The sequence below is a fragment of the Mangrovimonas sp. sgz306409 genome (assembly GCF_059735265.1).
This window is the reverse complement of sequence record NZ_JCAPEU010000001.1, coordinates 353950-377326: the sequence shown is the minus strand read 5'-3', so window position 1 is coordinate 377326 and position 23377 is coordinate 353950. Positions and strand designations below refer to the sequence as shown.

General features: G+C 38.2%; 17 protein-coding genes. 12 read left to right on the top strand and 5 right to left on the bottom strand.

The window, feature by feature from the left end:
* Positions 1 to 358: 358 nt before the first annotated feature.
* The 4 genes from AC6I5C_RS01645 to AC6I5C_RS01630 form a co-directional block, all read right to left on the bottom strand.
* Positions 359 to 1912 (bottom strand): DUF5123 domain-containing protein, encoded by a 1554-nt coding sequence (locus AC6I5C_RS01645; protein ID WP_497903636.1) that lies wholly within the window; start codon positions 1910 to 1912, stop codon positions 359 to 361.
* Positions 1913 to 1939: 27 nt separating this feature from the next.
* The gene (locus AC6I5C_RS01640) at positions 1940 to 3730 is read right to left on the bottom strand and encodes a RagB/SusD family nutrient uptake outer membrane protein (RefSeq protein ID WP_497903635.1); all 1791 of its coding nucleotides are present in this window, start codon (positions 3728 to 3730) and stop codon (positions 1940 to 1942) included.
* A gap of 18 nt (positions 3731 to 3748) precedes the next feature.
* Positions 3749 to 7015 carry a SusC/RagA family TonB-linked outer membrane protein gene (locus AC6I5C_RS01635; RefSeq protein ID WP_497903634.1) on the bottom strand — a complete coding sequence of 1089 codons (3267 nt, stop codon included), beginning with the start codon at positions 7013 to 7015 and terminating at the stop codon, positions 3749 to 3751.
* A gap of 530 nt (positions 7016 to 7545) precedes the next feature.
* On the bottom strand, positions 7546 to 8571 hold the full coding sequence (locus AC6I5C_RS01630; protein WP_497903633.1) for a LacI family DNA-binding transcriptional regulator: 1026 nt from the start codon (positions 8569 to 8571) through the stop codon (positions 7546 to 7548).
* A 281-nt stretch (positions 8572 to 8852) separates the two neighbouring features.
* On the opposite strand from AC6I5C_RS01630, the gene AC6I5C_RS01625 reads away from it, so the two are divergent.
* The 11 genes from AC6I5C_RS01625 (at position 8853) to AC6I5C_RS01575 (ending at position 21538) form a co-directional block, all read left to right on the top strand.
* Positions 8853 to 10313: a glycoside hydrolase family 28 protein gene (locus AC6I5C_RS01625; RefSeq protein WP_497903632.1), complete on the top strand. Its 1461-nt coding sequence runs from the start codon at positions 8853 to 8855 to the stop codon at positions 10311 to 10313.
* Positions 10314 to 10592: 279 nt separating this feature from the next.
* Complete coding sequence (locus AC6I5C_RS01620; RefSeq protein WP_497903631.1) at positions 10593 to 11540, top strand: alpha/beta hydrolase fold domain-containing protein; 948 nt, start codon at positions 10593 to 10595, stop codon at positions 11538 to 11540.
* Positions 11541 to 11552: 12 nt separating this feature from the next.
* Entirely contained in the window at positions 11553 to 12575 is a 1023-nt protein-coding gene (locus tag AC6I5C_RS01615) for a DUF4861 family protein (protein ID WP_497903630.1), read from the top strand.
* Positions 12575 to 12991, top strand: coding sequence for a cupin domain-containing protein (locus AC6I5C_RS01610; protein WP_497903629.1), 417 nt, complete (start codon positions 12575 to 12577; stop codon positions 12989 to 12991). Before AC6I5C_RS01615 ends, AC6I5C_RS01610 begins: the two co-directional genes overlap by 1 nt.
* 3 nt (positions 12992 to 12994) lie before the next feature.
* On the top strand, positions 12995 to 14230 hold the full coding sequence (locus AC6I5C_RS01605; protein ID WP_497903628.1) for a glycoside hydrolase family 88/105 protein: 1236 nt from the start codon (positions 12995 to 12997) through the stop codon (positions 14228 to 14230).
* Positions 14231 to 14252: 22 nt separating this feature from the next.
* Positions 14253 to 15863, top strand: a complete 1611-nt coding sequence (locus AC6I5C_RS01600) for a glycoside hydrolase family 43 protein (RefSeq protein WP_497903627.1) — start codon at positions 14253 to 14255, stop codon at positions 15861 to 15863.
* Positions 15863 to 17047, top strand: coding sequence for a sialidase family protein (locus AC6I5C_RS01595; RefSeq protein ID WP_497903626.1), 1185 nt, complete (start codon positions 15863 to 15865; stop codon positions 17045 to 17047). The genes AC6I5C_RS01600 and AC6I5C_RS01595 overlap by 1 nt, the downstream gene beginning before the upstream one ends.
* A gap of 35 nt (positions 17048 to 17082) precedes the next feature.
* On the top strand, positions 17083 to 19110 hold the full coding sequence (gene pelA / locus AC6I5C_RS01590; protein ID WP_497903625.1) for a pectate lyase: 2028 nt from the start codon (positions 17083 to 17085) through the stop codon (positions 19108 to 19110).
* A complete protein-coding gene (locus AC6I5C_RS01585; RefSeq protein WP_497903624.1) occupies positions 19097 to 19858 on the top strand; it encodes a rhamnogalacturonan acetylesterase in 762 nt (253 codons plus the stop codon). Before pelA ends, AC6I5C_RS01585 begins: the two co-directional genes overlap by 14 nt.
* Positions 19859 to 19889: 31 nt before the next feature.
* Entirely contained in the window at positions 19890 to 20807 is a 918-nt protein-coding gene (locus AC6I5C_RS01580) for an alpha/beta hydrolase (protein ID WP_497903623.1), read from the top strand.
* Positions 20808 to 21328: 521 nt separating this feature from the next.
* Positions 21329 to 21538: a PID-CTERM protein-sorting domain-containing protein gene (locus AC6I5C_RS01575; protein WP_497903622.1), complete on the top strand. Its 210-nt coding sequence runs from the start codon at positions 21329 to 21331 to the stop codon at positions 21536 to 21538.
* A 7-nt stretch (positions 21539 to 21545) separates the two neighbouring features.
* Here the strand turns inward: AC6I5C_RS01575 and AC6I5C_RS01570 are convergent, their stop codons facing one another.
* Entirely contained in the window at positions 21546 to 22136 is a 591-nt protein-coding gene (locus AC6I5C_RS01570) for a riboflavin synthase (RefSeq protein ID WP_497903957.1), read from the bottom strand.
* Between the two features lie 142 nt (positions 22137 to 22278).
* Here AC6I5C_RS01570 and pdxA point away from each other — a divergent pair, with 142 nt between their 5' ends.
* Positions 22279 to 23325, top strand: coding sequence for a 4-hydroxythreonine-4-phosphate dehydrogenase PdxA (gene pdxA / locus AC6I5C_RS01565; RefSeq protein WP_497903621.1), 1047 nt, complete (start codon positions 22279 to 22281; stop codon positions 23323 to 23325).
* Positions 23326 to 23377 lie beyond the last annotated feature (52 nt).

Genomic DNA, 23377 nt, shown 5'->3' with positions numbered 1-23377 from the left:
ATTACTCCCAAACGTGTAATGGCAGTTTCCTTTTCTCCCCATAAATGTATTTCCACTCCAATTTGATGAGTTCTAAAATCTACAAACTCCTTATCGGAGCTTTTACTGGTTTTAGAGGTGTTGAGCCTCGTATTCCACTATTGTTATGTCTATATGGGTTTTGATGAAAAGAAGGCGGGGAAAGGTCTTAAAAGATCCATTTTGACAGGTTTCCTTTCGGAGAGGGAAAGGCTAAGTGTTTCAGAAACTATATTCAATAGAATATAGTTGTGAAGGACGCATCCTTTATAAAGTAAAAAAAGAGGGGTGATTTTTAAATCACCCCTCTTTTTTTGACTAGTTGAAAGAATATAATTTCTTAATTATGCCAACGTGGGTCCCCAATATTATAGTCTATAATAGATTGGGTGCTCACAGAGAAATCTCCGTTAACTGGATCTGCAAACCCTGGGTCTACAGTGGTATAAGTAGTAGAATCATCATACCTTGCAACCGACGAATCATACAATGTAGGTGCATTGAAATAGTTGTTATCTGCAAAGGTGATACTCTCATCTGTAGCGCTATTATCTGAATAGCCTTCTACTTCGGTATCTGTTATTAGATTGTTGGTAGAAGTAATATCGTTGCTAGCAAACCTTACATAGAAGATTCTTCTGCTGGAATTATTTGAGCAGGCATATAACGTACAGTTTGCTAGGTTGATGTTACAGGTCAATCCAGTACCGTTAGAATCTCCAGCGGCATCTATTCTAAAGAAATCCCTACCTGGAGCACAATTATTGAAGGTGCTGGTATTCACATTAACGTTTAATACATCGGAGTTTCTAAAATCTATAAAGTCTCCTCCGTTGGTTAGAACATTGGTTACAATACAGTTTTCAACTGTAAGCGAACTTAAAATGGCACCTGTTTCATTTCCAGCAACAAAGGATCTGTCGTAGTCATGAATATTACAACCACTAATTGTTAAGTTGTCGAAATTACCAGCTCCAGTATATCTTACCACATCTATTTGTTCATTGGCAGTATCACCTGTAAGGTCCAAGTCGATTAGATTAACATCGGTAGCACCACCAACTATAGAAAAACTCAACATTAATAAAGGTTTGTCAAAGCTATAAAGCCCTGTAATGGTAATAGATTTGTCTAAAGTAACAGAACCTGACTGAGCTGTATAGTCTCCGGCATCCAATACTAAAGTTGCTCCAGGCTCGGCATCTGCGATCATTTGCAATAAATCATCTTCTGTCGTTACCAATTGGCCATCTCCAATATCAATCCCAGTAGTGAAAGTTGTGTTACCTCGTACGGTGGCATTGTTGAAAATCTGCGCGGTGTATTCTGTTTCACCGGTAAGACCTGTTACAACAGCAATTCCACTCGCCATTTCTTCAGGGGTGATGTCATGTACAATATCGCCTGGTTGAAGTGAAATATGTGTTACTTCGCTATTCGCTATCCAGCGTAAAGTAGCTTCTGTTGCCAAAATATCGCCTGGTTCCTCAGCAAGAAATATCTGTTCTGTTTCTGTTTCAGCAGTAATTGTGGCGTATTTAGAATCGTCCAAACCTCTGTTGCTAATGGCTTTTACACGAATGTAGTAAAGCGTTTCTGCTTGTAACGGTACTAATACCGGAAGTTCATCAGAGTTTACGGTTACGGATTCTGCAATTGTGCTAAAGTCTTCAGATGTACTAAATTCCGCTAGGTAGGTGTCTACAGCATCATCGGTATTCCAATTAAGCTCAATGTTTATTTGGTTTCTAATGAAAGCCTCCAATTCAGTAGGCATGAATTCTCTGTCAATTTGTAATTCTTCAATCAATGGCTCTTGCTTGGTACAACTAGCGAATGAACCCAGTAGTACCATGAGAGCGAAGAATGATTTCAATATATGTGTTGTTTTCATAGTTTATTGTTTCTTGTTAGTTGCATTTTAGTATCCATAATCGTTTACTAACTGACCGTTGCTACCATCGATGAAAGTTTGCCAAATAGGCCAAAATTGTCTGGTATCAGGGTCTACACCTGGTTTAAAAATGAATTCGATAAAATTATCTTCAATCGTGGTCCAATCTTTAGTGAAATATTCTGGACCAGGATTCTCTGTTTCATTTCTATTAAGTCCGTAGATGTCTAGGGTTTCTCCATCTTCTTCGTATTTATAATATAAAGTTGTTGGAACATCGGCATAGTCACCGGTACGGTTTAATAAGTTGGTCATTTTTGTTTTTGCCTCTTCCAATTGAGCGCCAAGAAGGTTCCAACGAATTAAGGCTTGTTTACGCTCCATTTCACCAGTAAACTCATATTGATGCTCTTTAACAATGGCATTGAACATGGCTTCTTGGCTACCTAAACTATTAACATAATTGTCTACTTTTTCTGGGTGAAGTTCAGAAGGGAATGCACGCATTCTGATTTCTTTTAAATACGGTGCAGCAGCGCCAGGTCCATTAAGTTCATTAGCGGCTTCGGCAGCAATTAATAATACTTCTGCAAATCGCATGTAAATTTTATTAAGACCATCATCGTTGGTGGACGTCACATGTCTTGTCATCCATTCATAGCGGTATTTTCCAAAATACCAAGTGTTTAGATTTGTTAATTCCTGTTGCGCAAACGGTACATCATTTGGTGTTCCGTACTCGTACGGTACACAAGTTACATCGCGGCGTGTATCGGCTTCATCGTAATCATAGAATACGGTGGCTAATGGGCCAGCTGCGCCTCCTCTAGGTTGGTCGGTATGTTGATCTTGTCCTCTATGACGTACTCCAAAAGAAAATAAAACGCGTCCTCGACCTGCATTAAAAGGAATTTCCCATAAAGACTCACCTCCTGCGGATATGTTTTCTTCATTGTAACTTCTCCAAAAGCCTTCGAAAGAAGGATTTAATTGGGCAGTACCACTTTGAATCACCTCCGTAGCTTCCTGAAGCGCCAGTGTGTACATGTTTTGAACTGATAGCTCAGGGTCATTACTTCTTCTAACACCATCAGGGTATTGTTGGTAACCACTAGCCACCATAGCTAAACGAGCTCTGAAAGATTTTACGAATGCTTTGTTAATGCGTTCTACACTAGTTGTATTTGCAGTTTCGCTAGGCCAAGCTACTAATGTGCTAGCCTCAGCTAAATCGACCAAAAGTTGCTTGTAAATGTCATCACGATTGGATTTAGGTAAATACGTGGTTTCTGTAGTAATAGGCTCAAATCGATAAGGAACATCTCCCCAAGCTTTCATTAGGTCGGCGTAATAGACAGCTCTAAGTGTTAATGCCTCCCCTAAAAGTTGCCCCATATCACTGCCAGGAACTGGATTTCCGAATTCTCTTAAACCACGAATACAAATATTGGCACGTTCAATTCCTTTAAACATCATAGCCCAGGCATTATTGTCTGTATTCATTTGAGAATTTGTTGGAGTGGCATCATAAATCATCAATGGCGCTTGTGAGCTTCCACCATCGTTTGAGCTGTAATGATACTCACAGTCTGTATTGAAGCCATAAAAAGGAATAAATCTACCTCTGTAGGAGTTTGTTTGCCCCATGGGTTCCATTATTCCATCCACGGCCCCTTTTGCCAAACCAAATGTGGAAAAAATTACGGATTCATCCAAGGTGGATTGGGCAGGAGCTTCAAGAAAATCTTCCTCAAATTCTTCACAACCAAAAAATAAGCCTATGAGCAAAATTCCGGTTAATATATATATCTGTTTCATCTTAATAATCATTTTGAATTAAAAGTTTAGGTTAAAACCAAATACTAATTGTCTGCTTCTTGGATATGGAGAATAATCCACCCCAGGGGTTAGAGGTGTGTTTCTTCTAGTTGACACCTCTGGATCAAGTCCTGAATAATTGGTAATTATAAATACGTTATTAGCCGTAGCATAAAACCTTAATTTGGTGATTCCAGTAGCTTCTAATAAATCGTTAGGAATGGTATAGCCTAAAGTTAAGGTATTTAATCGTAAAAAAGAACCATCTTCAACTGCCCAATCCGTAAACATATATCTTGACATGTAAGGTGACCACATGGTTGTGTTGGCGTTTAGTGCAGCTAATGCCTCAGGATCGGTAACTAGTTGTCCAGATTCTGGATTTAGATTGGTCCATCTAACACCATCGGCCATTTGGGTGCTCAAGTTTCTGTACTGACCATTTTCATTGGAGGTTGTAAACTCAATTTTGTTGGCATTGTAGACGTCGTTTCCAATGCTATAGTTAAATGCTGCAGTCAAGTCGAAGCCATAAGCGTAGGCGTTAAGTACAAAACCTCCGGTTAGGTCTGGATTGGAATCACCAATAATGCCTATATCATCTTGATTAACAATGCCATCACCAGTAATATCCTTTAATTTCATAGATCCTGGCTGCACTTCGTCTTCTAATGCAGCTCCGCTATCTACAACCCCAGGTAATAAAGTGTATTCTCCAGTGGCTGCATCATAACTAAAATCTGATACTTCATATCTTCCATCGTTTTGATAGCCAATCATGGTTCCAATAGATTCACCTACATAAACGGCATAATCATTCCCTATTTGGGATGAAGCCCAATTGGTGTTTTCACCAAAGTTTTCCATGATTCCCAATGAATTGATTTTATTCTTGTTCATAGCCATATTGAAAGAAAGGTTCAATCCGTAGTTTTCTTTCTGAATGGCTGCAATGTTTAAGGAGGCTTCTAAACCAGTGTTTTGAACCTCTCCCATATTTCTATATTGGGCATCATAACCCGTACCTGGTGTTGGGAATCTAATTAACAGATCTTCTGTGATGTTTTTGTAGAGTTCAAATGAACCACTCAAAGTCCCTTTGAAAAAACCAAAATCAAGACCAAAGTTTTGAGATACGGTAGTTTCCCATTTTAAGTCTGGGTTAGGCATAATGTTGGATGCTGCCCAATAATTAGGGATGTCATTTAAATACGATGTATTTGAAGACTGGAAGACCAGAGAAGTTTGTGCGGTAGGAATGTTGTTGTTTCCAACTTCACCATAACTTAATCTTAATTTTAATAAATCTAGCCAAGAAGAATCACTTAAAAATGCTTCTTCAGAAATTTTCCACCCCAATGCTGCAGATGGGAAGTACCCCCAACGGTTGTCTCCTAAGAACTTACTAGAACCATCCATACGGTAAGTAGCCGTTAATAAATAGCGGTCTTTAAAGTCGTAATTCACACGTCCAAAGAAGGAGAGTAGCTTGTCATCAGCACTATAAAAATTATCTACTGAAAAAGGGTCTCCTTGCGTTGTTAAATTAAGAGAGGTTTGAAAATCAAAATCTTTTGGAAACCCATGAATTTCGCTTTCTACCAAGTGGTTTTTGTTCACAATCATTTCTTCTCCCAATAATACTTTTAGGTGATGATTGTCAGTGTCCCCTAGTAATTTCTTGAAGTCATAGTTAAGAGTATTAGCATTTCTAAAGCCCTCTCTTTTGCGGTCGCGTATTCTCAATGCTGGCTTTTCTTGATTTTCAACCTCAGGCCTGTTTCTAGCGTAGTAGGTAGATCTTCCGTAGAAACGATAATCTAAATCATATCTTTTGTTAAAACCTACTTCTGTTCTGTAAGTAAGCTCTTCGAGGATGTCCCAGCTAAAGCTCCCCGTCATGTTAAGGTTTTCGCTTAGTTTTCTTTGTTGGTTGTCATCTACAGCAACAAACGGATTCACCAAATAAGAAGATAAGGCTTCATCTGTATTGGTGGTTGTTAAGCCAGGTAATGGAATTGGAGAGTATCCAACGCTATGTCTTAGACGCGCATCTGCTGAAGATACTTCATTTTGCTCATTGGCACCACCACCATTTACTTCAGTATCTGCATAACGTACAGTAAAAGATAAATCTACTTTGTCGCTTGGTTTGCTTTTTAAAGCTAACGAGACGTTATTTCTTTTAAAATCTGAGCCAACCATAATGGCTTTTTCATCAAATAAGGCGTAGTTGAAGTTGTAGTTGATCAACTCACTTCCTCCTCTAATGGCTAAATCACGGCTTTGTACTTCACCTTTTCGCCCATAAATTTGTCTTTGCCAATCATTGCCTTCCATACCTATATATTGATCATAATCTTCATAGGATCCAAAATATTCTTCATAGGTTTCTGGTTGGTCATCTAGTAAGGCATATTCGTATTGCCATTTTACAAAGTCTTCAGGGCTTAACACGTCAATTGTATTGGCAATTTCCTTAAAGCCATAAAACATATTGTAACTCACAGAAATTTTACCAGATTTCCCACTTTTTGTTGTGATGATTACAACCCCATTGGCACCTCTAGATCCATAAATGGCAGTTGAAGAAGCGTCTTTTAAAACACTGATGTTTTCAATATTTGAAGGAGAAATATCGCTCATGCTTGGTACCGGGAAGCCGTCTACGATAATTAGAGGAGAACTGTCTCCAGTAATAGATCCGGCACCACGAACCCTAATGTTTATTTCAGAATCTGGTGAACCTTCTGAAGATACTACCTGTACCCCGGCAAGTCGACCGGTAAGGGTTTCTGCAACGCTTGCTATCGGTTGGGCAGCTAAGTCATCCCCGTCAATGGCTACTACGGAACCAGTTAGGTCTGATTTTTTTGAAGTACCATACCCAATAATTACTACTTCATCCAGTGATTCCAGACTAGGCTCAAGAGTAACATTGATTGTTGTCTGTCCTGCAACAGGGATTTCTTGAGTAGCAAATCCAGTATATGAGAATACTAGGGTAGCATTGGCGTTTTCAATTGTTAGGGAGTAATTCCCATCAAAATCGGTTGTTGTTCCATTGGTGGAGCCTTTAACCAAAATGGTGGCGCCTACCATGGGGCCTCCCAGTTCGCCATCCGTCACCGTTCCCTTAACGGTAATACTTTGTGCGTGTAAAGTTGCCGCACTAAAAAGGAATGTGAACAATAGTATTATCGAATGAAACTTTAATGGATAAAGTCCCTTTGTTTTTCTCCTTAGAGAGTGTAAAAACAAAGCATCAATTAAATTGTTGTGCATAAAATGAGTTAGTTTAGAATATTAGTATGATATGTAATCGATTACCCAAAGTTATCATATATTTTGAAAAATACAATTTTTTGTTAATTTTTTTTAAAAATTATGAATTGAAAGGCCTTGAAATATCGATGTGATAATCTGCAGCTAGGGTGGCTTTTATAAAGTTTTTTTAACCGAAATATGATTTCATACTAATTTTAACGGTAAAGGTGTTATTTTATAAACTTGGATTCCAATTTCATGTTGATTGTATAAGAATGGAGTCTAAAATTCTTGGATTATAGAGAGTAATCGATTGTGAATATGTTAAAACGTATTGCCTGTAATTGATGAAGGAGTGTTGATGCAAATTGTTGGGAGAGGAAGAATGTGTTTATTGAGAGGTGTCTATTGGTATCATCTTTGAAAATAAAAGACAAATTCTATATCAGGTTTTGGATTTAATTTTGGATTTGTATCCAATGGGAATAGTTAACTGAAAATATACAGTTATATAAATGTTTTTATGTTAATTAGGAGCGGTGGCTGGTCTAGCCTTTTTTTAATGAAGATTTTCTAATCATCAATTCAGGACTTAGAACCACTTTCTTCTCAACCTTTACATTATTGGTGTTGTTCACCTGTTCCAAAAATACTTGTGCGGTTATTTTTCCCATTTCCAAAGGCGATTGGTCTACAGAAGTAATAGGTAGCTCCATAAACTTTGTAAAAGGTTCGTTACTAAACCCTACTACGGCGCAATCTTCTGGGATTTTTACGCCTTGTGCTGTCATTTCTTGAATCGCTCCCAGAATAACGGGGTCACTGGATGAAAAAATGCCATCCGGTTTGGGGGTTAGTTTCATTAACTTTTTGGCAGCCTTTTTACCTTCTTCCACTTTACTTCTAACCAATTCCACATAGTCTTCGTTGTATTCAAAGCCATTATCAATCAAAGCTTGTTTGTATCCTGAAAAACGCTCGTCGTAAATTTCAATGCTGCGATCTCCTCCTATGTGGGCAATGTGTTGGCATCCTTGGTCTATAAGATGTTTGGTAGCATTGTATGCTGCTTCATAGTCATTGATGGTTACTGAGCTTACTCCCGGAATGTTCTTTTTACGGTCAAAGAAAATTAACGGAACATTCTTTTGGATGATTTTATGGATGATATGATTTTCATCTAAAGCAACGTTGGAGGCAGAAATCATTATGCCATCAACCTGTGCGTTCAACAGAGCTTCTAGATTTTTGGCTTCCAAATCCTGATCGTTATGGGTTTGGCAAATGATAACATGGTACCCATGCGGGTGCAACTCTTCCTCAATGCCACGAATAACGGTTGAGAAAAAATTACGGTCAATTCTAGGGACAATTACACCTACGTTATTGCTCTTGCCGCTTTTAAGGGCTACGGCCAATTTATTTGGCTCATAGTTCATTTTTTGCGCTGTTTTTAGTACCAGCTCCCTTGTGGCTTTGCTAATTTTTGGGTTATTGTTAAGGGCTCTGGATACCGTGGCAGCTGTAATGTCCAGCTTTTTGGCAATGTCGTAGATAGTTGTTTTCTTGTTCATTAAAAGTAACGTTACATAATGATTGTGCAAACATAAGCAAAAGCATTGGACTTGTGCTCATTGCAATGTTATCGATTACCTAGATGTTTTGAAATTAGTTGTTTTCGCGTGAATTTTTACAATTTATAAAAAAAACAGCTTAAAAATAGATAATTAAAAAAAATCGAATCTGTTATTTGCTACTAATATAATATTTTTTGAAAAAAATTTGGTTGCTCATGACATTTTAATTAGGTTTGGGTAATCGATTGCATTTTAGAAAGAAATTAAAGAAAGTTGAAATGAACCATATGTTAAAAGCACATCTATCTAAACTTAGTTTTATTAATCTCGTAATGTTTGTGTTTGTGGCGATAGTGTGCTTTTTTTCATGTGTTGAAAAAAAGCAGCAAACTACAGAAATGAGCCAGCAGGATGGGCCTTGGGAAGCGATGCAAAAAATTGTTGAACAGGTTAAAGTTCCCAATTTTCCGGATGTGACTTTTAGTGTTTTGGATTATGGAGCAGTTGCAGATGGAACAACAGAAAATACGGAGGCCTTTAGGAAAGCTATTCAGGAATGTTCTCAAAAAGGAGGAGGGAAAGTTGTAGTGCCTTCGGGAAAATATTTGTCAGGCCCAATTCATTTGGAAGATAAGGTCAATTTGCATTTGGAAGCTGGTGCCGAAATTTTGTTCAGTACCAATCCTAAAGATTATCCATTGGTGCACACGTCTTATGAAGGTATTGAGTTGATGAATTATTCACCTTTAATATATGCTTATCAAAAAAAGAATATTGCCATTACCGGAGAAGGAACTTTAAACGGGCAGGCTTCCAATGAGAATTGGTGGCCATGGTGCAAAAAAGAGGAGTATGGTTGGATAGAAGGGATGGCTTCCCAACGCGATAGTTTGAATTTGCCTAGATTGATGGAAATGGGAGAAACGGGAGTGCCGGTCGCCGAACGTGTTTTTGGTGAAGGACACTATTTGCGTCCAACGTTTTTAGAGCCATTTGAGTGTAGCAATGTGCTTATTCAAGGGGTGAAAATTGTCAATGCCCCTTTTTGGGTGATTCACCCGATAAAGTCCAATGATGTAATTGTAGATGGTGTAACTGTCGAAAGTCATGGACCTAACAATGATGGTTGTGATCCTGAATATTCCAAAAATGTCATCATTAAAAACTGTGTATTCAATACTGGTGATGATTGTATCGCGATTAAGGCAGGAAGAGATGCCGAAGGCAGACGTGTTGGCATCAAAAGCGAAAATATCGTGGTGCAGAATTGTAAAATGATTGATGGTCATGGTGGTGTAGTGATTGGAAGTGAAATGTCTGCAGGAGTGTCTAATGTATATGTAGAAGATTGTAGTATGGACAGTCCTCATTTGGATCGTGCCATTCGTATTAAAACCAATTCCAGAAGAGGTGGTGTTGTAGATGGAGTGTATGTGAGAAATGTAGAAGTTGGCCAGGTCAAGGAAGCCGTGCTTAGAGTGAACCTTTTTTATGCGACTTATTCTAACCAAACAGGAGAATTTATTCCAACGGTTAAAAATATTTCTTTGGAAAATATAAAGGTTAAGAATGGGGGTAAATTTGGAATCTTGGCTAAAGGATATCCAGATTCACCAGTGCAAAATATCACATTTAAGGATGTTGTTATCGAACAAGTAGATTCGGTGTATTCATTGGAAAATGTGGAAAACATGAAGTTTATCAATACCCATATCAATGGGGAACTTATCACAAACTAAGCAACAGATGTGATGAAAGTTTGTAGATGGGTGTGTAACTAAAGTATGGTAGGAGTATGTATGGGATATTTTGATCATTTAGAGATAAAAGATTTCAATAGTCGGGTAGTGCCGATTTTCCATAACATCCAACCTGTTCATAATATTGTAATTGCATATTTGTTAGAGGTTAAATTGAAATGCAATTAGAAGTGTTTGCATATTTGAATTAGTTGGGTAGGAGCTTGATAATTTTATATCAAGCTCCTATTTTTTGAAAGCTGTAACTTGAAAATGACTTTGAAAAATCTATTAAAAATAGTATTAGTGTTGTTTGCTATGGGGCAAACCATGGCTCAATATAGGGAGCCATTAGATACTAGTTATACCTCTCGAAGTGCCTTTTTGAAAGCTCAAAAAAAATACCCTGAAATTGAATTGGTCACCTTGAAAGCCGAGTCTGAAGTGGTAGCGCAAAGAGATATTGTTTATAAAAGTATTGGTGGGCGAGATCTACATTTGGATGCGTTTTTTAAACCTCAAAAGGAACTGAGGCCGGCAATTATTTTGGTTCATGGTGGCGGATGGAAATCTGGGAATAAAACCATGCAGCAGCCATTAGCTCAACAGTTGGCAGAAAAGGGATGGGTTTGCTTTACAGTTGAATATCGATTGTCGCTTGAAGCGCAATTCCCAGAAGGAATCAAAGATGTCAAGTCGGCTGTAAAATATGTACGATTTAATGCGGAATCCTTCGGGGTGGATGCTTCCAAGATCGCTGTTTTGGGGTGTTCTTCGGGTGCTCAAATGGCCTCGTTAATTGCCACTACCAATGGAAATTTAGTATTTGAGGATATAGATGTCCTTTCAGAAATTTCATCTAATGTTGAAGCATTAATTAATTTAGATGGGGTTTTGGCATTTCATCATCCCAAATCAGAGGAAGGCACTTTGTCTTCAGAATGGTTGGGAGGCACTTACCAAGAGCGTCCTGAAATCTGGAATCAAGCTTCGGCACTTTCGCATGTCAATGAAAATACGCCGCCTTCACTTTTCATCAAAAGTGACTTTGAGAGATTTCAAGCGGGAAGAGATGAGTTTGTTGAAATTTTAGAACAAAATGATATATATTATGAGATAAAATCCATACACAATGCACCGCATACCTTTTGGTTGTTTCAGCCTTGGTTTGATGAGGTGTTGTTAAGTGTGGATCAATTTTTAAAAACCGTGTTTTCCAATAATTAAAAATAAAATATTATGACAAGAATAAGTACCATACTCCTTTTGTTGATGATTTTTGGGGTGTCCTGTAAAGATAAATCAGCTTCAAAAGAAGCAGAAGCAACTCAAGAACCCGAAGTGGTAAAAGAGGTAGTTGAAACGCCTAAAACCTATGCCGAGATTTCCATTGCCGAAGGAGGCCAGTGGATAGATGGTCCTAGAGATCATAAGGAATACAGTGGTGGAACGTCATTTAAAAATGTAGCATCTCTAAAGGTTCCAGAGCAACATACAGACCATTCTTGGTATATCCGTTATGAAGGTCCAGGTTGGGAAAGCAGTAAAGTGGGTTACAGACTATATCTGGATTGGAGAAATGCCATTGACATTTTTGGAAAGGTAACCGATGAGATGGTCTTGTCTCAAGTTGGGCAAGATGGTTTTGATTCGTACCATGAATTGCAGTCCTGGGGAATGGACATCTTAAAGGCAGGAAAATCCATGGGAGTTGGTTCTTTAGGAAGATATGATGGCAAGGAAGTATTGCACTTCAATGAAGTGGATTCTACCTTTGCCAATGTTGAGAATATGGCAAGCAGGTCTGTGGTGAATGTAGACTATTTTGGATGGAAGACCATGGATGATAAAATCGATTTAAAATCACAATTGAGCATTCAGCCTGATAGTAGAATGACTAAACATACCATGACGCCTTCAAAAGCAATTTCAGGAATTTGTACCGGAATTGTAAAGTTTGATGGAATTGATTTAATACAGAAGGAAAGCGATACTTCAGATTGGGTCTACATTGCAACTTATGGTGAGCAAAGTTTGGTACCTGATAATTTGGGGATGGCCGTATTCTATAAAAAGTCAACAGTGGATCAAGTTGTAGAAGGACCTCATGACCACATTGTGGTGTTCAAACCAACAACAGAAGCAGTGTCATTTTATTTCTTAGGAGCTTGGGAAAAAGAAAAAGATGGTATTACTACAAAAGAAGGTTTCTTGACGTATTTAGATGGGCTTTTGTCAGAATTAAATAACAATACCTTGTAATGAAACGAGGTGTCCAAATGTTTCTTTTTGGAGGGCTTTTTTTAGGAATCCAAATGCTTTGTGCACAAGAAACATCATTCACTATTGAGGATTGCGTCAATACCTTCTCAAAAGACCAAACAGTGTCTACCAAAGCTGGTTATCAATATTGGTTTGTAGACAAGGATTTCCTAGACGGAAGGACCATTAAAATGAGTGTGGTGGCACCAGGAAAATCAACCCATGCGCCTCATAAACATGTCGAAGATGAATTCTTTTATGTTCTGGAAGGGACAGCCAGATTTCATTTAAATGGAAAGGAAGTAGTGGTGGGTGCCAATACCAGTTTGTATTGTCCGTCAAACAGCATGCACGGTATTAGTAATGCCGGAGAAACCGAATTGAAATATTTGGTGATTAAAAAATATGAGAAATAACAAATGAAAAAGTATGTAAAATCAGTTCTTGTTCTCGCCGTTTTAATGGGGGCAATGAGCTGTAAAGGAAATAAAAAGGAGGTTGTAGCTGCAGAAGAACCTCAAAAAGAAATGACAATTCCAAAGAATTTAAAATGGTCTGAGCGTATGGCCTTGTCCGAAATTGTGCGTTTTCCAGATCCTACTAAGCTTGATTTTCGTGACAAGCCAAGATGGAGTTATACGAACGGCTTGGTGTTGCAGGCCATGTCTAGGGTTTATGAGCAAAATCATGATGAACGTTTGTTTGATTATATCTACGATTATGCCGACAGGATGATTGCCGAAGATGGAACAATTGATACCTATAAGCTTAGTAATTATAATTTGGATATGATTAAATCTGGAGATGCTGTGTATTATTTGTACAATAAAAAGCAGCAGCCGAGATTCAAAATGGCCATGGACACCCTTCATAAGCAATTGGAGGGGCAGCCTACGACTTCAGAGGGAGGCTATTGGCATAAGAAAATATATCCGTACCAAATGTGGTTGGACGGAGTTTTTATGGCAGAGCCTTTTCATGCCAAGTATACCACAACATTTATGGATGGTGCCGAGGCAGCAAAAACTTTTGACAAAATCGTGCTTCAATTTGATTTAATTGAAAAGTATAATAGAGATCCAAAAACAGGATTGTATTATCATGGTTGGGATGAGAGCAAAGAGCAAAAGTGGGCCGACAAGGAAACTGGTCTGTCCCAAAACTTTTGGTCCCGCGGTATGGGCTGGTACGGGATGGCTTTAGTGGATGTATTGGATTTTTTGCCAGAAACCCACCCGGGAAGAGAGCGAATTATCAAGTACCTAAACCAATACGCCGAGGCTATTGTGAAATATCAAGACAAGAGCGGTACTTGGTATCAAGTATTGGACATGCCTGAAAGAGAAGGAAACTATTTGGAGGCTACAGGTAGCTGCATGTTCACCTATGCCTTGGCTAAAGGAGTTAACAAAGGCTATCTGCCAAAATCATATTTGGCCTACGCTCAAAAAGGGTTTCAGGGTGTTTTGGACACTTTTGTAACTGTTGAAGCCGATGGCATGGTAAATCTTAATAAGTGTTGTGCCGTAGCAGGTTTGGGAGGAAATCCTTACCGTGACGGTACTTTTGAATACTACATCGGAGAAAAAATTAGAGCTAATGATCCTAAGGGGACTGGACCATTTATCATGGCCGCTTTGGAATTGAATCAATAATCAAAAAGCTTTCCTCACATTTATGAAACTAGCAATTAGTTTATTTTTATCCTGCTTATACTTGGGTCTTTCTGCGCAAAATTCCACACCATTATCTCAGGTTTGGGTAGCGGACAATGGTGATGAGACCTATAAAAACCCAATCCTTCATGCCGATTATTCCGATCCTGATGTTGTAAGGGTGGGAGACGATTATTATATGACCTCTTCATCGTTTAATTGTGTGCCTGGCTTGCCCATTTTGCATTCCAAAGATTTAGTGAATTGGGAATTGATCAATTATGCATTGCCAAAACAACCGCCTTATGAGGTGTTTGATAAGCCCCAACATGGAAATGGCGTTTGGGCGCCCTGCATTCGATATCATGATGGTGAATTCTACATTTACTATCCCGATCCGGATTATGGTATTTACATGGTCAAGACTAAAGATCCCAAGGCTAACTGGTCTGAGCCTATTTTGGTAAAAAGCGGAAAAGGTTTGATTGATCCGACACCTCTTTGGGACGATGATGGCCAAGTATATTTAGCCTATGCATTTGCAGGAAGTAGGGCAGGGATTAAAAGTCTACTGGTAATTTGCACCATGAATGCTGAAGGTACGGTCGCCAATGATGATGAGGTCATGATTATAGATGGACATGAGGAAGAACCAACAATAGAAGGACCTAAATTTTACAAACACAATGGCTATTACTATATTTTCGCACCTGCAGGTGGAGTGGCAACTGGGTGGCAAACTGTGCTGAGGTCTAAGCAAATTTATGGGCCTTATGAAAAGCGCAAGGTAATGGATCAAGGAAAGACTTCCATTAATGGGCCTCATCAAGGAGCTTGGGTGCAAACGCAAAAAGGAGAAGATTGGTTCATACATTTTCAGGATAAAGGCACGTATGGTAGAATTGTCCATTTGCAGCCTATGAAGTGGGTTGATGGCTGGCCTGTTATTGGAGAGGATAAGGATGGTGACGGTATTGGAGTTCCTATGGTTTCTTATAAAAAACCAAATGTAGGAGCGACTTATTCCAAAGTAACACCTCCAGATTCTGATGAGTTCAATAATCCTGCTTTAGGATTGCAATGGCAGTGGCATGCCAACCCGAAAGTGTATTGGGGTTTTCCAACAAGTATGGGACATTACACCATGTATTGCATGCCCAAAGGAGACGCTCAGAATTTAATGGATGCTCCCAATTTATTACTTCAAAAGTTTCCTTCGGAAGAATTTACGGCAACCACCAAAATGACTTTCAATGCTCGTTTTGATGGTGAGCAAGTTGGGTTTTTGATCATGGGATTGGATTATAGTTATCTTAAGGTGGAACAGCAATCAGGTAAATTAAGGTTGTCTCAGGTAACTTGCATGAATGCCGATAAAAATGGTGTTGAAAAGGAAAACTCTTCCGTAGCATTAAAAAATAATACCTTCTATCTTCAGGTGAAGGTTAGAAAAAATGGTATTTGTGAATTCTTCTATAGTGAAAATGGTAAGAAATTTAAATCGATAGGAACTTCTTTTAAATCTAGAGAAGGGAAATGGATAGGAAGTAAAATAGGCTTTTTGGCATTGCGCGATGGTGTTATCAACGATGCAGGTAGTGTGGATATTGATTGGATTAGATTTACCGAATAATGAAGAAATCAACGGCAATATTGATGTTATCGTTGTTCTTGGAGGGTAGTTGCTTGTTGTTTCAAGGCTGCAAGTTAGAGTCATCTACCGAACTTCCTTTTTCCGTGAAATCAGGCTTATTTGATTCTTTGCAAGTTGCTGATTTGGGTTTGAAAACACCTAAGGGAATTGAAACTTTTTCTGTGTTTAAACCGTCCGATAGTGCCGATCATTTTAGTAATGGCGCTGTTATGACAGCTTTTAATGGCTACTTGTATTGTCAGTGGCAAAGCTCCAAACAAGATGAAGACTCAGAAGATACATGGGTAGCTTACAGTAGAAGTAAGGATGGTCGTTCTTGGTCTAAGCCAATGGTGTTAGCGGAGACACAACCTAAGGGCTATAGCACCTCTGGTGGATGGTGGAGAAATGGGGATACTTTGGTGGCCTATTTCAATGTTTGGCCATCAAAACTAGTGCCCGAAGGAGGTTTTGCCTATTATAAAACGAGTGTGGACGGCATGCATTGGTCTAATAAAAAGCCGGTATTAATGAAAGATGGTTCTTCTATGCAAGGCGTATTTGAGCAAGACCCACGTAGTTTGGAAAATGGAAGGATTATTAATGCAGCTCATTTTCAACCAGGATTACACGTTGCTCCCATTTTTACGGATGATCCTTCGGGTGTAAGAGGTTGGATTAGGGCTGATTTTTCAAATAGTTCCTCCAAAAATGATGTATCTCGGGAAATCGAACCAAGTTGTTTTAGTCAAAACGATCAGACATTGGTGATGGTTTTTAGAGATCAGTTCAGTTCGTTTTTTTCTATGGCATCTGTAAGTCATGACTTTGGTGAAACTTGGACGAGTCCAATGTTAACCGAAATGCCAGATTCGCGCTCCAAACAAAGTGCTGGTAATTTGCCAGATGGTACAGCGTATTTGGTAAATAATCCTGTGCATTCAAAAATGCGGATGCCCTTGGCAATTTCTTTGAGCAAAGATGGAAAGTTTTTTGATAGGTCATTTGTGCTTAGAAGGGGAGAGGAAGGTATTCAACCACTGCGTTATGAAGGAAAATACAAACGATTGGGGTACCATTATCCCAAATCGATGGTGCATGATGGGTATCTTTATGTTTCCTATACTACGAATAAGGAAGATGTAGAATTTACTAGGATTCCATTAGAAAGTTTGAAAGATTAATTAAAAGGAAGACTAGTCTTCAGTTTTGAATCAAAATGAAATTAACGAAGATATATTATACTTTATTTTTAGCCATAAGTTTAACGGTGAACTTGAGCGTATTGGCCCAAGTACATGACCAATCTTGGAGGGCAATAATTTATCAGGAAGAAGGTGAATGGTTTGCTTCGGAAGAAGCCAAGACAATAGCCGAAAATGTTCTGTTATACCAACGGGATATCGGTGGTTGGCCCAAAAACATCCAAATGCATTTGCCTTTGAATTCAAATGAAAAAAAGGAGTTGCAGGAGTTGAAAACTCAGGGCGAAGGCTGTACGACAGATAATGGTGGTACGGTTCAGGAAATGCGTTTTCTTTCTAAAATGTATCGTCAAATTCCCGATGAAAGATATAAAGAGGCCTTTCTAAAAGGCGTGGATTATTTACTGGCAGCCCAATATGACAACGGAGGCTGGCCTCAGTTTTATCCACTTAAAAAGGGGTATTATTCATATATCACCTATAATGACGATTCCATGGCCAATATCATGAAGCTGCTTTTGGAATTAAAAAATAAGTCGGGGTATTATTCCATAGAACCAGATGAAACAACTTTAGTTAAGGTAAATATTGCTTTTGAAAAGGGCATTGACTGTATCTTAAAAACACAGTATGTTCAAAATGGGGTTTTAACAGGATGGTGTGCCCAACATGATGAGACAACTTATTCGCCTGCTAAGGCAAGGGCTTATGAATTGCCGTCTTTAAGTGGGAAGGAATCGGCTAACATTGTGTTGCTTTTAATGGCTTTAGATCAGCCTTCCCCTGAAGTAGTAAAGGCTGTAGATGCGGCTGTGGTTTGGTTTAAAAAGGTAAAGATTGAAGGTTTGCGAGAAGAACGGTATTATGATGATTCTGGGAAATTAACTGATAAAATAATGGTTCAGGATCCTAATGCCGAAGCTATTTGGGCGCGCTTTATGGAATTGGAGGATAACAGGCCTTTCTTCTGCGATCGTGATGGGATTAAAAAGTATTCAATGGCTGAAATTGGTGCTGAGCGAAGAAATGGTTATGCGTGGTACACTAATGAGCCTAAAGAGGTGTTGAAACGTTACCCAAAATGGAAAGAGAAGTACGGGAAAGAAGCGCAAATCATTCATAAAAAACCAATGAATGAACGTTATATGGTGGTGGCTAAAGATGGTTCTGGAGAATATGCCAGTATTCAAGAGGCTATTAATAATACAAAGTCGTTTCCGTATGATCGCATAACCATTTTTGTGAAAAATGGGGTGTATTATGAAAAGGTAAAGATACATGAGTGGAATACTAACCTGTCATTGGTTGGAGAAAGTAAGGAGCATACAATTATCACCTACGACGATTATTTTGATAAAATTAATCTTGGAAGAAATTCTACCTTTTTTACTCCTACCATGTTGGTGGAGGCTAACGATTTTGAAGCTCGGAATTTGACCATTCAAAATACGTCGGGTGATGTTGGGCAGGCTGTTGCTTTATCCGTGTTTTCCGATCGTGTTATAATAAATAACTGTAATATTTTAGGAAATCAGGATACTTTGTATGCCTCAGGGATTGGGAAGCAATATTATAAGAATTGTTATATTGATGGCACGACTGACTTTATTTTTGGAGGGGCTACGGCACTCTTCGAGAATTGTGTAATACACAGTAAAAAGGATTCATATATAACGGCGGCATCTACTCCTAAAGGCGCTAGTTTTGGATATGTTTTTTTAAACTGTAAGTTGACTGCAGAAAAAGGTGTGACAGAAGTGTATTTGGGAAGGCCGTGGCGTATTTATGCGCAAACCGTGTTTTTGAATTGCGAAATGGAAGGGCATATTCTTCCTGAAGGTTGGCATAATTGGTCGAAACCTGAAGCAGAAAAAAATGCCTTTTATGCCGAATACAATTGTAAGGGAGAAGGATTTCATCCAGTACAAAGAGTGCCGTGGTCGCATCAGTTAAATAAGAAAGAAGCAAAGAAATATACGAAAAGGAACATCTTGGGCGAATATCCAAAAAGTAATGAACAAGAGTGGTATGAACTATTTTAAAATATTGTTGCTGCTAACAGTGTTGATAGGCTGTCAAAAGCTAAGTGGACAGGTTGTAGAACCGCAAGGGGCTATTACAATTTATGCTGTGGGTGATTCTACAATGGCAGATAAGAAGGATCCAGAAGAAAATCCAGAGCATGGTTGGGTGCAAGTGTTGCCGCCATTTTTCAACGATAAGGTGACTGTGGAAAATCATGCAGTAAACGGACGCAGTACCAGAAGTTTTATTGCTGAAGGACGTTGGGATTCGGTAGTTGCCAAATTAAAACCAAAAGATGTGGTTGTTATTCAGTTTGGGCATAATGATGAAAAGGAAAACGATCCAAAAAGATATACCAATCCTCATACGGCATATCGGTATAATTTAATAAAAATGGTTCAGGAAACGAAGGATAAAGGAGCAAGACCAATTTTGTGTTCTTCTATTGTAAGGAGAAATTTTAACGAGCAAGGTACTTTGGCAGATACGCATGGTGCGTATCCTCTGGAGGTAAGGTTGATTGCTCAGGAATTTGAGATTCCTTTTGTCGATATGCAGTATTTAACAGAACAAATGGAAGAGTCTTATGGAGTGGAGGATTCCAAAAAACTTCATCTTCATTTCGCTTCTGGGGAACATCCTTTTTATCCTGAAGGAAAAACGGATGATACGCATTTATCGGCCCTGGGCGCAAATGAAGTGGCGAAACGCTTTGTACAAGCTTTGAAGGATTCTAATAGTTTTTTGGCGGATTATTTGAAATAGAAGTATAATTTTGAAAATAAAGTTTTAAAAGATGAATTGGATTAAATGGCTAGTTTTTGGAGCAATGTTGTTGGTTGTGCAATTTAAAATGGTTTCGCAAGAGGAAATTGACTTGTATCCAAATGGTGTTCCTAATGCTATTGAAGATAAGGGGTATCAAGAGGAAGCAGAGGTGAAGGATGGCAAGGTGATTAAAGTGTATAAGGTTTCAAAGCCAACGTTAACAGTGTTTAGACCTGAAAAGAGTAATGGTACAGCGGTGATTATTTGTCCGGGCGGTGGTTACGGATATTTGTCATTTGATAAAGAGGGAATTCAACCTGCGAAATGGCTGAATGAGCAAGGGATCACAGCATTTGTTTTAAAATATAGACTTCCGCATTATGGTATTATGAAAGATAAATCTTTTGGACCATTACAGGATGTACAACAAGCTATTCGATATGTGAGAACCCATGCCAATCAATTACATATTGATGAAAATAAAATTGGGATTATGGGCTTCTCTGCAGGAGGGCATTTAGCTGCAACGGCTTCTACGCTTTACAATGAAATTGTTTATGAGGAAGGGACGGTGTCATTAAGACCTGATTTTTCAATATTAGTTTATCCGGTAATTTCAATAGAGGAAGGTGTGACACATAAAGGTTCGAAAACCAATCTTCTTGGTGAAAATCCATCTAAAGAAGAAATCGAAAAGTTTTCTGCAGATGAACAAATTAATGCGCAAACACCACCAGCTTTTTTGGTGCATGCTACAGATGATGGGGCGGTACCTGTTGAAAATAGTTTGAGATACTACAGCAGTCTTGTTGAAAATAATATCTCAGCGGAACTTCATGTCTATAATCAAGGTGGACATGGATTTGGTTTGAAAGGAAGAGGAAGTAGTACAGGTTGGACCAAAGCGTTGGATGATTGGTTAAAGGATTTGGGATTTTGTGACTAGTATTACTTTTTATGAAAAGCGCAATAAATCGCACTTTTTTTTGCTAATAAACTTGTCATTTTGCGGTTAAAGGATGAGAGTGAGAAAAATTGTACGTAAATATATGTTTCTATTCAGTTTTTTAAATCAATTTATTCGTAGTTTAAAAGCGTGTTTCAATTTGGGTGGTACTACTGAAAATAAGAAAACATTAAATATTTTAGGGAATTATTGAGGTTAACCTAACATTGGATTAACCTATTTGTTTTATCATTGAATCGGTCATTACTTATCTTTTGGGTTCAAATTTTAAAATGCACTTTATCGGATTTTTTTGCTTTTTATGGAATATTTTTTTTGCTTTTATTTTGTAAGGTCACTTTTTTTTATAATTTTACAAACCAAATTGCCTCGAATCCTATAAGAATTTTACCCTATGAGGCGTTTCGTTTTAACATTTGTTTTCAGAATTGATTAATAGTAAGGATAAAAACGATTGTTAATTTAGGAGTTGAAAAGCTCGCTTTTGCATTAAAGTGATAATGAAAATACAAAACAAAAAAATATTTGCCTCAGCCTTATTTGTGGTGGTGACTTTTATATGCTCTGCACAAGGCGAGAACACTCCTCCCCCTCCTCAACCTGCAGGTCCTCCTGCGCCTGTTGGTTTACCTATTGATGGTTTAGTCCCAGGGCTATTGGCTTTGGCAGGATTCTATGGTGTGAGAATGAAAATCAAACAGGAAAAATAGAAACGCTCTATTGATACAATCTGTGTAGTTGACTAATATATTTTCCCACAACATCAAATTCTAGATTTACGACACTTCCTTTATCAAACTGATTAAAGTTGGTATGTTCAAATGTGTAAGGAATTATAGCAACGCTGAATTCTCCTTTCCTAGAGTTTACTACGGTCAAGCTTACTCCATTTACGGTAATTGATCCTTTTTCAATAGTTATATTATGTAAAGATGGGTCGTAACTAAAGGTTAATACCCAGCTGCCATTTTCATTGGTTACAGAACTGCAGGTTGCAATCTGGTCTACGTGGCCTTGAACAATATGACCATCCAGGCGGTCTCCCAATTTCATGGCTCTTTCCAAATTGACTTGGTCACCTACTTTTAATGAGCCTAAATTGGTTTTGCTCAGTGTTTCTTTAATGGCTGTAACCGTATATTCTTCATTTGAAATATTTACTACTGTTAAGCAAACACCATTGTGGGCAACACTTTGATCTATTTTGAGTTCGGGGGTAATCTTGCTTTTTAAGGTTATATGAAGGTTGTCCTGTTCTGTATTCAGTTTTGTAATTTCGCCTAAGTCTTCAATAATTCCAGTAAACATAATGTCGAATAAATGGTTAAATTTGCAGGTATAAAAGTACGTACAATTACGGTATTTACTTAAATGAACTGTCATTTTTTAGAATTTGGCTATCGTTTGAAAGTCATGTTCACGGGGCAGTATGAAAATTGAACCATATTTAATGAAAAAAGAACATACAATAAGAGTTGGGATTTCAGTAGGGGATTTAAATGGCATAGGACCAGAAATTATTTTAAAGACGTTTGAGGATCCACGAATGTTGGAGTTTTGTACTCCTGTAATTTTTGCCTCCATAAAAGTGATGTCATTTTATAAGAAACATACAGGAAGTAGCGTTAATTTACATGGAATCCATGATCTTGGCCAAATAGTGGAAGGGAAAATTAATGTCTTGAATGTTTGGAAAGAAAATGTCACTGTTGATTTTGGTAAGGAAGATCTGAAAATGGGGACTTATGCAGTGAGATCTTTGGAGGCTGCCACCCAAGCACTTAAAAAGGGAACTGTAGATGTTTTGGTGACTGCGCCAATCAATAAGCATAATATTCAGTCCGAAACATTTAAATTTCCTGGCCATACCGACTATTTGGCAAAGGAATTGGGCGGTAAGAGTTTGATGTTTATGGTAACCGAAGATCTTAAGGTAGGATTGCTTACCGATCATGTTCCGGTTAAGGATGTTCCAAAAAAAATTACACCACAATTAATTCAAGAGAAAATAAATACGGTGTATACCTCTTTGGTGAAGGATTTTAATATTAATAGACCTCGTGTAGCTGTGTTGGGCATTAATCCACATGCTGGTGATAATGGGGTAATTGGTGAAGAGGACGATAAAGTATTGGGACCAACCTTGAAGAAAATTAGGGAATCCGGAAAGTTGGTTTATGGACCATATTCGGCAGACAGTTTCTTTGGTTCCAATAATTACAAAAATTTTGATGCGGTGGTGGCGTCTTATCATGATCAAGGTTTAATCCCTTTCAAGACTATTTCTTTTGGACAGGGGGTGAATTTTACCGCGGGATTGGATAAAATTAGGACTTCGCCAGATCATGGAACGGCTTATGAGATTGCCGGAGCCAATAAAGCGGATGAAAGTTCGTTTAAAGAAGCGGTATTCACCGCGTTACAGATTTATAAAAATAGAAGTGAGTACGAAATACTCTCAAAAAACCCGTTAAAAAAGGCGCCAAAAAAGATATGAACATTTTTTGTTTATAACAAGTAGTAATAAATAAAAAATTTATATATTTGCA

What these genes read in the sequence shown, in the direction of transcription:
- AC6I5C_RS01645 (WP_497903636.1), bottom strand. Translation starts at nt 1,912, where the DNA reads ATGAAAACAACACATATATTGAAATCATTCTTCGCTCTCATGGTACTA.
- AC6I5C_RS01640 (WP_497903635.1), bottom strand. Translation starts at nt 3,730, where the DNA reads ATGAAACAGATATATATATTAACCGGAATTTTGCTCATAGGCTTATTT.
- AC6I5C_RS01635 (WP_497903634.1), bottom strand. Translation starts at nt 7,015, where the DNA reads ATGCACAACAATTTAATTGATGCTTTGTTTTTACACTCTCTAAGGAGA.
- AC6I5C_RS01630 (WP_497903633.1), bottom strand. Translation starts at nt 8,571, where the DNA reads ATGAACAAGAAAACAACTATCTACGACATTGCCAAAAAGCTGGACATT.
- AC6I5C_RS01625 (WP_497903632.1), top strand. Translation starts at nt 8,853, where the DNA reads ATGAACCATATGTTAAAAGCACATCTATCTAAACTTAGTTTTATTAAT.
- AC6I5C_RS01615 (WP_497903630.1), top strand. Translation starts at nt 11,553, where the DNA reads ATGACAAGAATAAGTACCATACTCCTTTTGTTGATGATTTTTGGGGTG.
- AC6I5C_RS01610 (WP_497903629.1), top strand. Translation starts at nt 12,575, where the DNA reads ATGAAACGAGGTGTCCAAATGTTTCTTTTTGGAGGGCTTTTTTTAGGA.
- AC6I5C_RS01605 (WP_497903628.1), top strand. Translation starts at nt 12,995, where the DNA reads ATGAAAAAGTATGTAAAATCAGTTCTTGTTCTCGCCGTTTTAATGGGG.
- AC6I5C_RS01600 (WP_497903627.1), top strand. Translation starts at nt 14,253, where the DNA reads ATGAAACTAGCAATTAGTTTATTTTTATCCTGCTTATACTTGGGTCTT.
- AC6I5C_RS01595 (WP_497903626.1), top strand. Translation starts at nt 15,863, where the DNA reads ATGAAGAAATCAACGGCAATATTGATGTTATCGTTGTTCTTGGAGGGT.
- pelA (WP_497903625.1), top strand. Translation starts at nt 17,083, where the DNA reads ATGAAATTAACGAAGATATATTATACTTTATTTTTAGCCATAAGTTTA.
- AC6I5C_RS01585 (WP_497903624.1), top strand. Translation starts at nt 19,097, where the DNA reads ATGAACTATTTTAAAATATTGTTGCTGCTAACAGTGTTGATAGGCTGT.
- AC6I5C_RS01580 (WP_497903623.1), top strand. Translation starts at nt 19,890, where the DNA reads ATGAATTGGATTAAATGGCTAGTTTTTGGAGCAATGTTGTTGGTTGTG.
- AC6I5C_RS01575 (WP_497903622.1), top strand. Translation starts at nt 21,329, where the DNA reads ATGAAAATACAAAACAAAAAAATATTTGCCTCAGCCTTATTTGTGGTG.
- AC6I5C_RS01570 (WP_497903957.1), bottom strand. Translation starts at nt 22,136, where the DNA reads ATGTTTACTGGAATTATTGAAGACTTAGGCGAAATTACAAAACTGAAT.
- pdxA (WP_497903621.1), top strand. Translation starts at nt 22,279, where the DNA reads ATGAAAAAAGAACATACAATAAGAGTTGGGATTTCAGTAGGGGATTTA.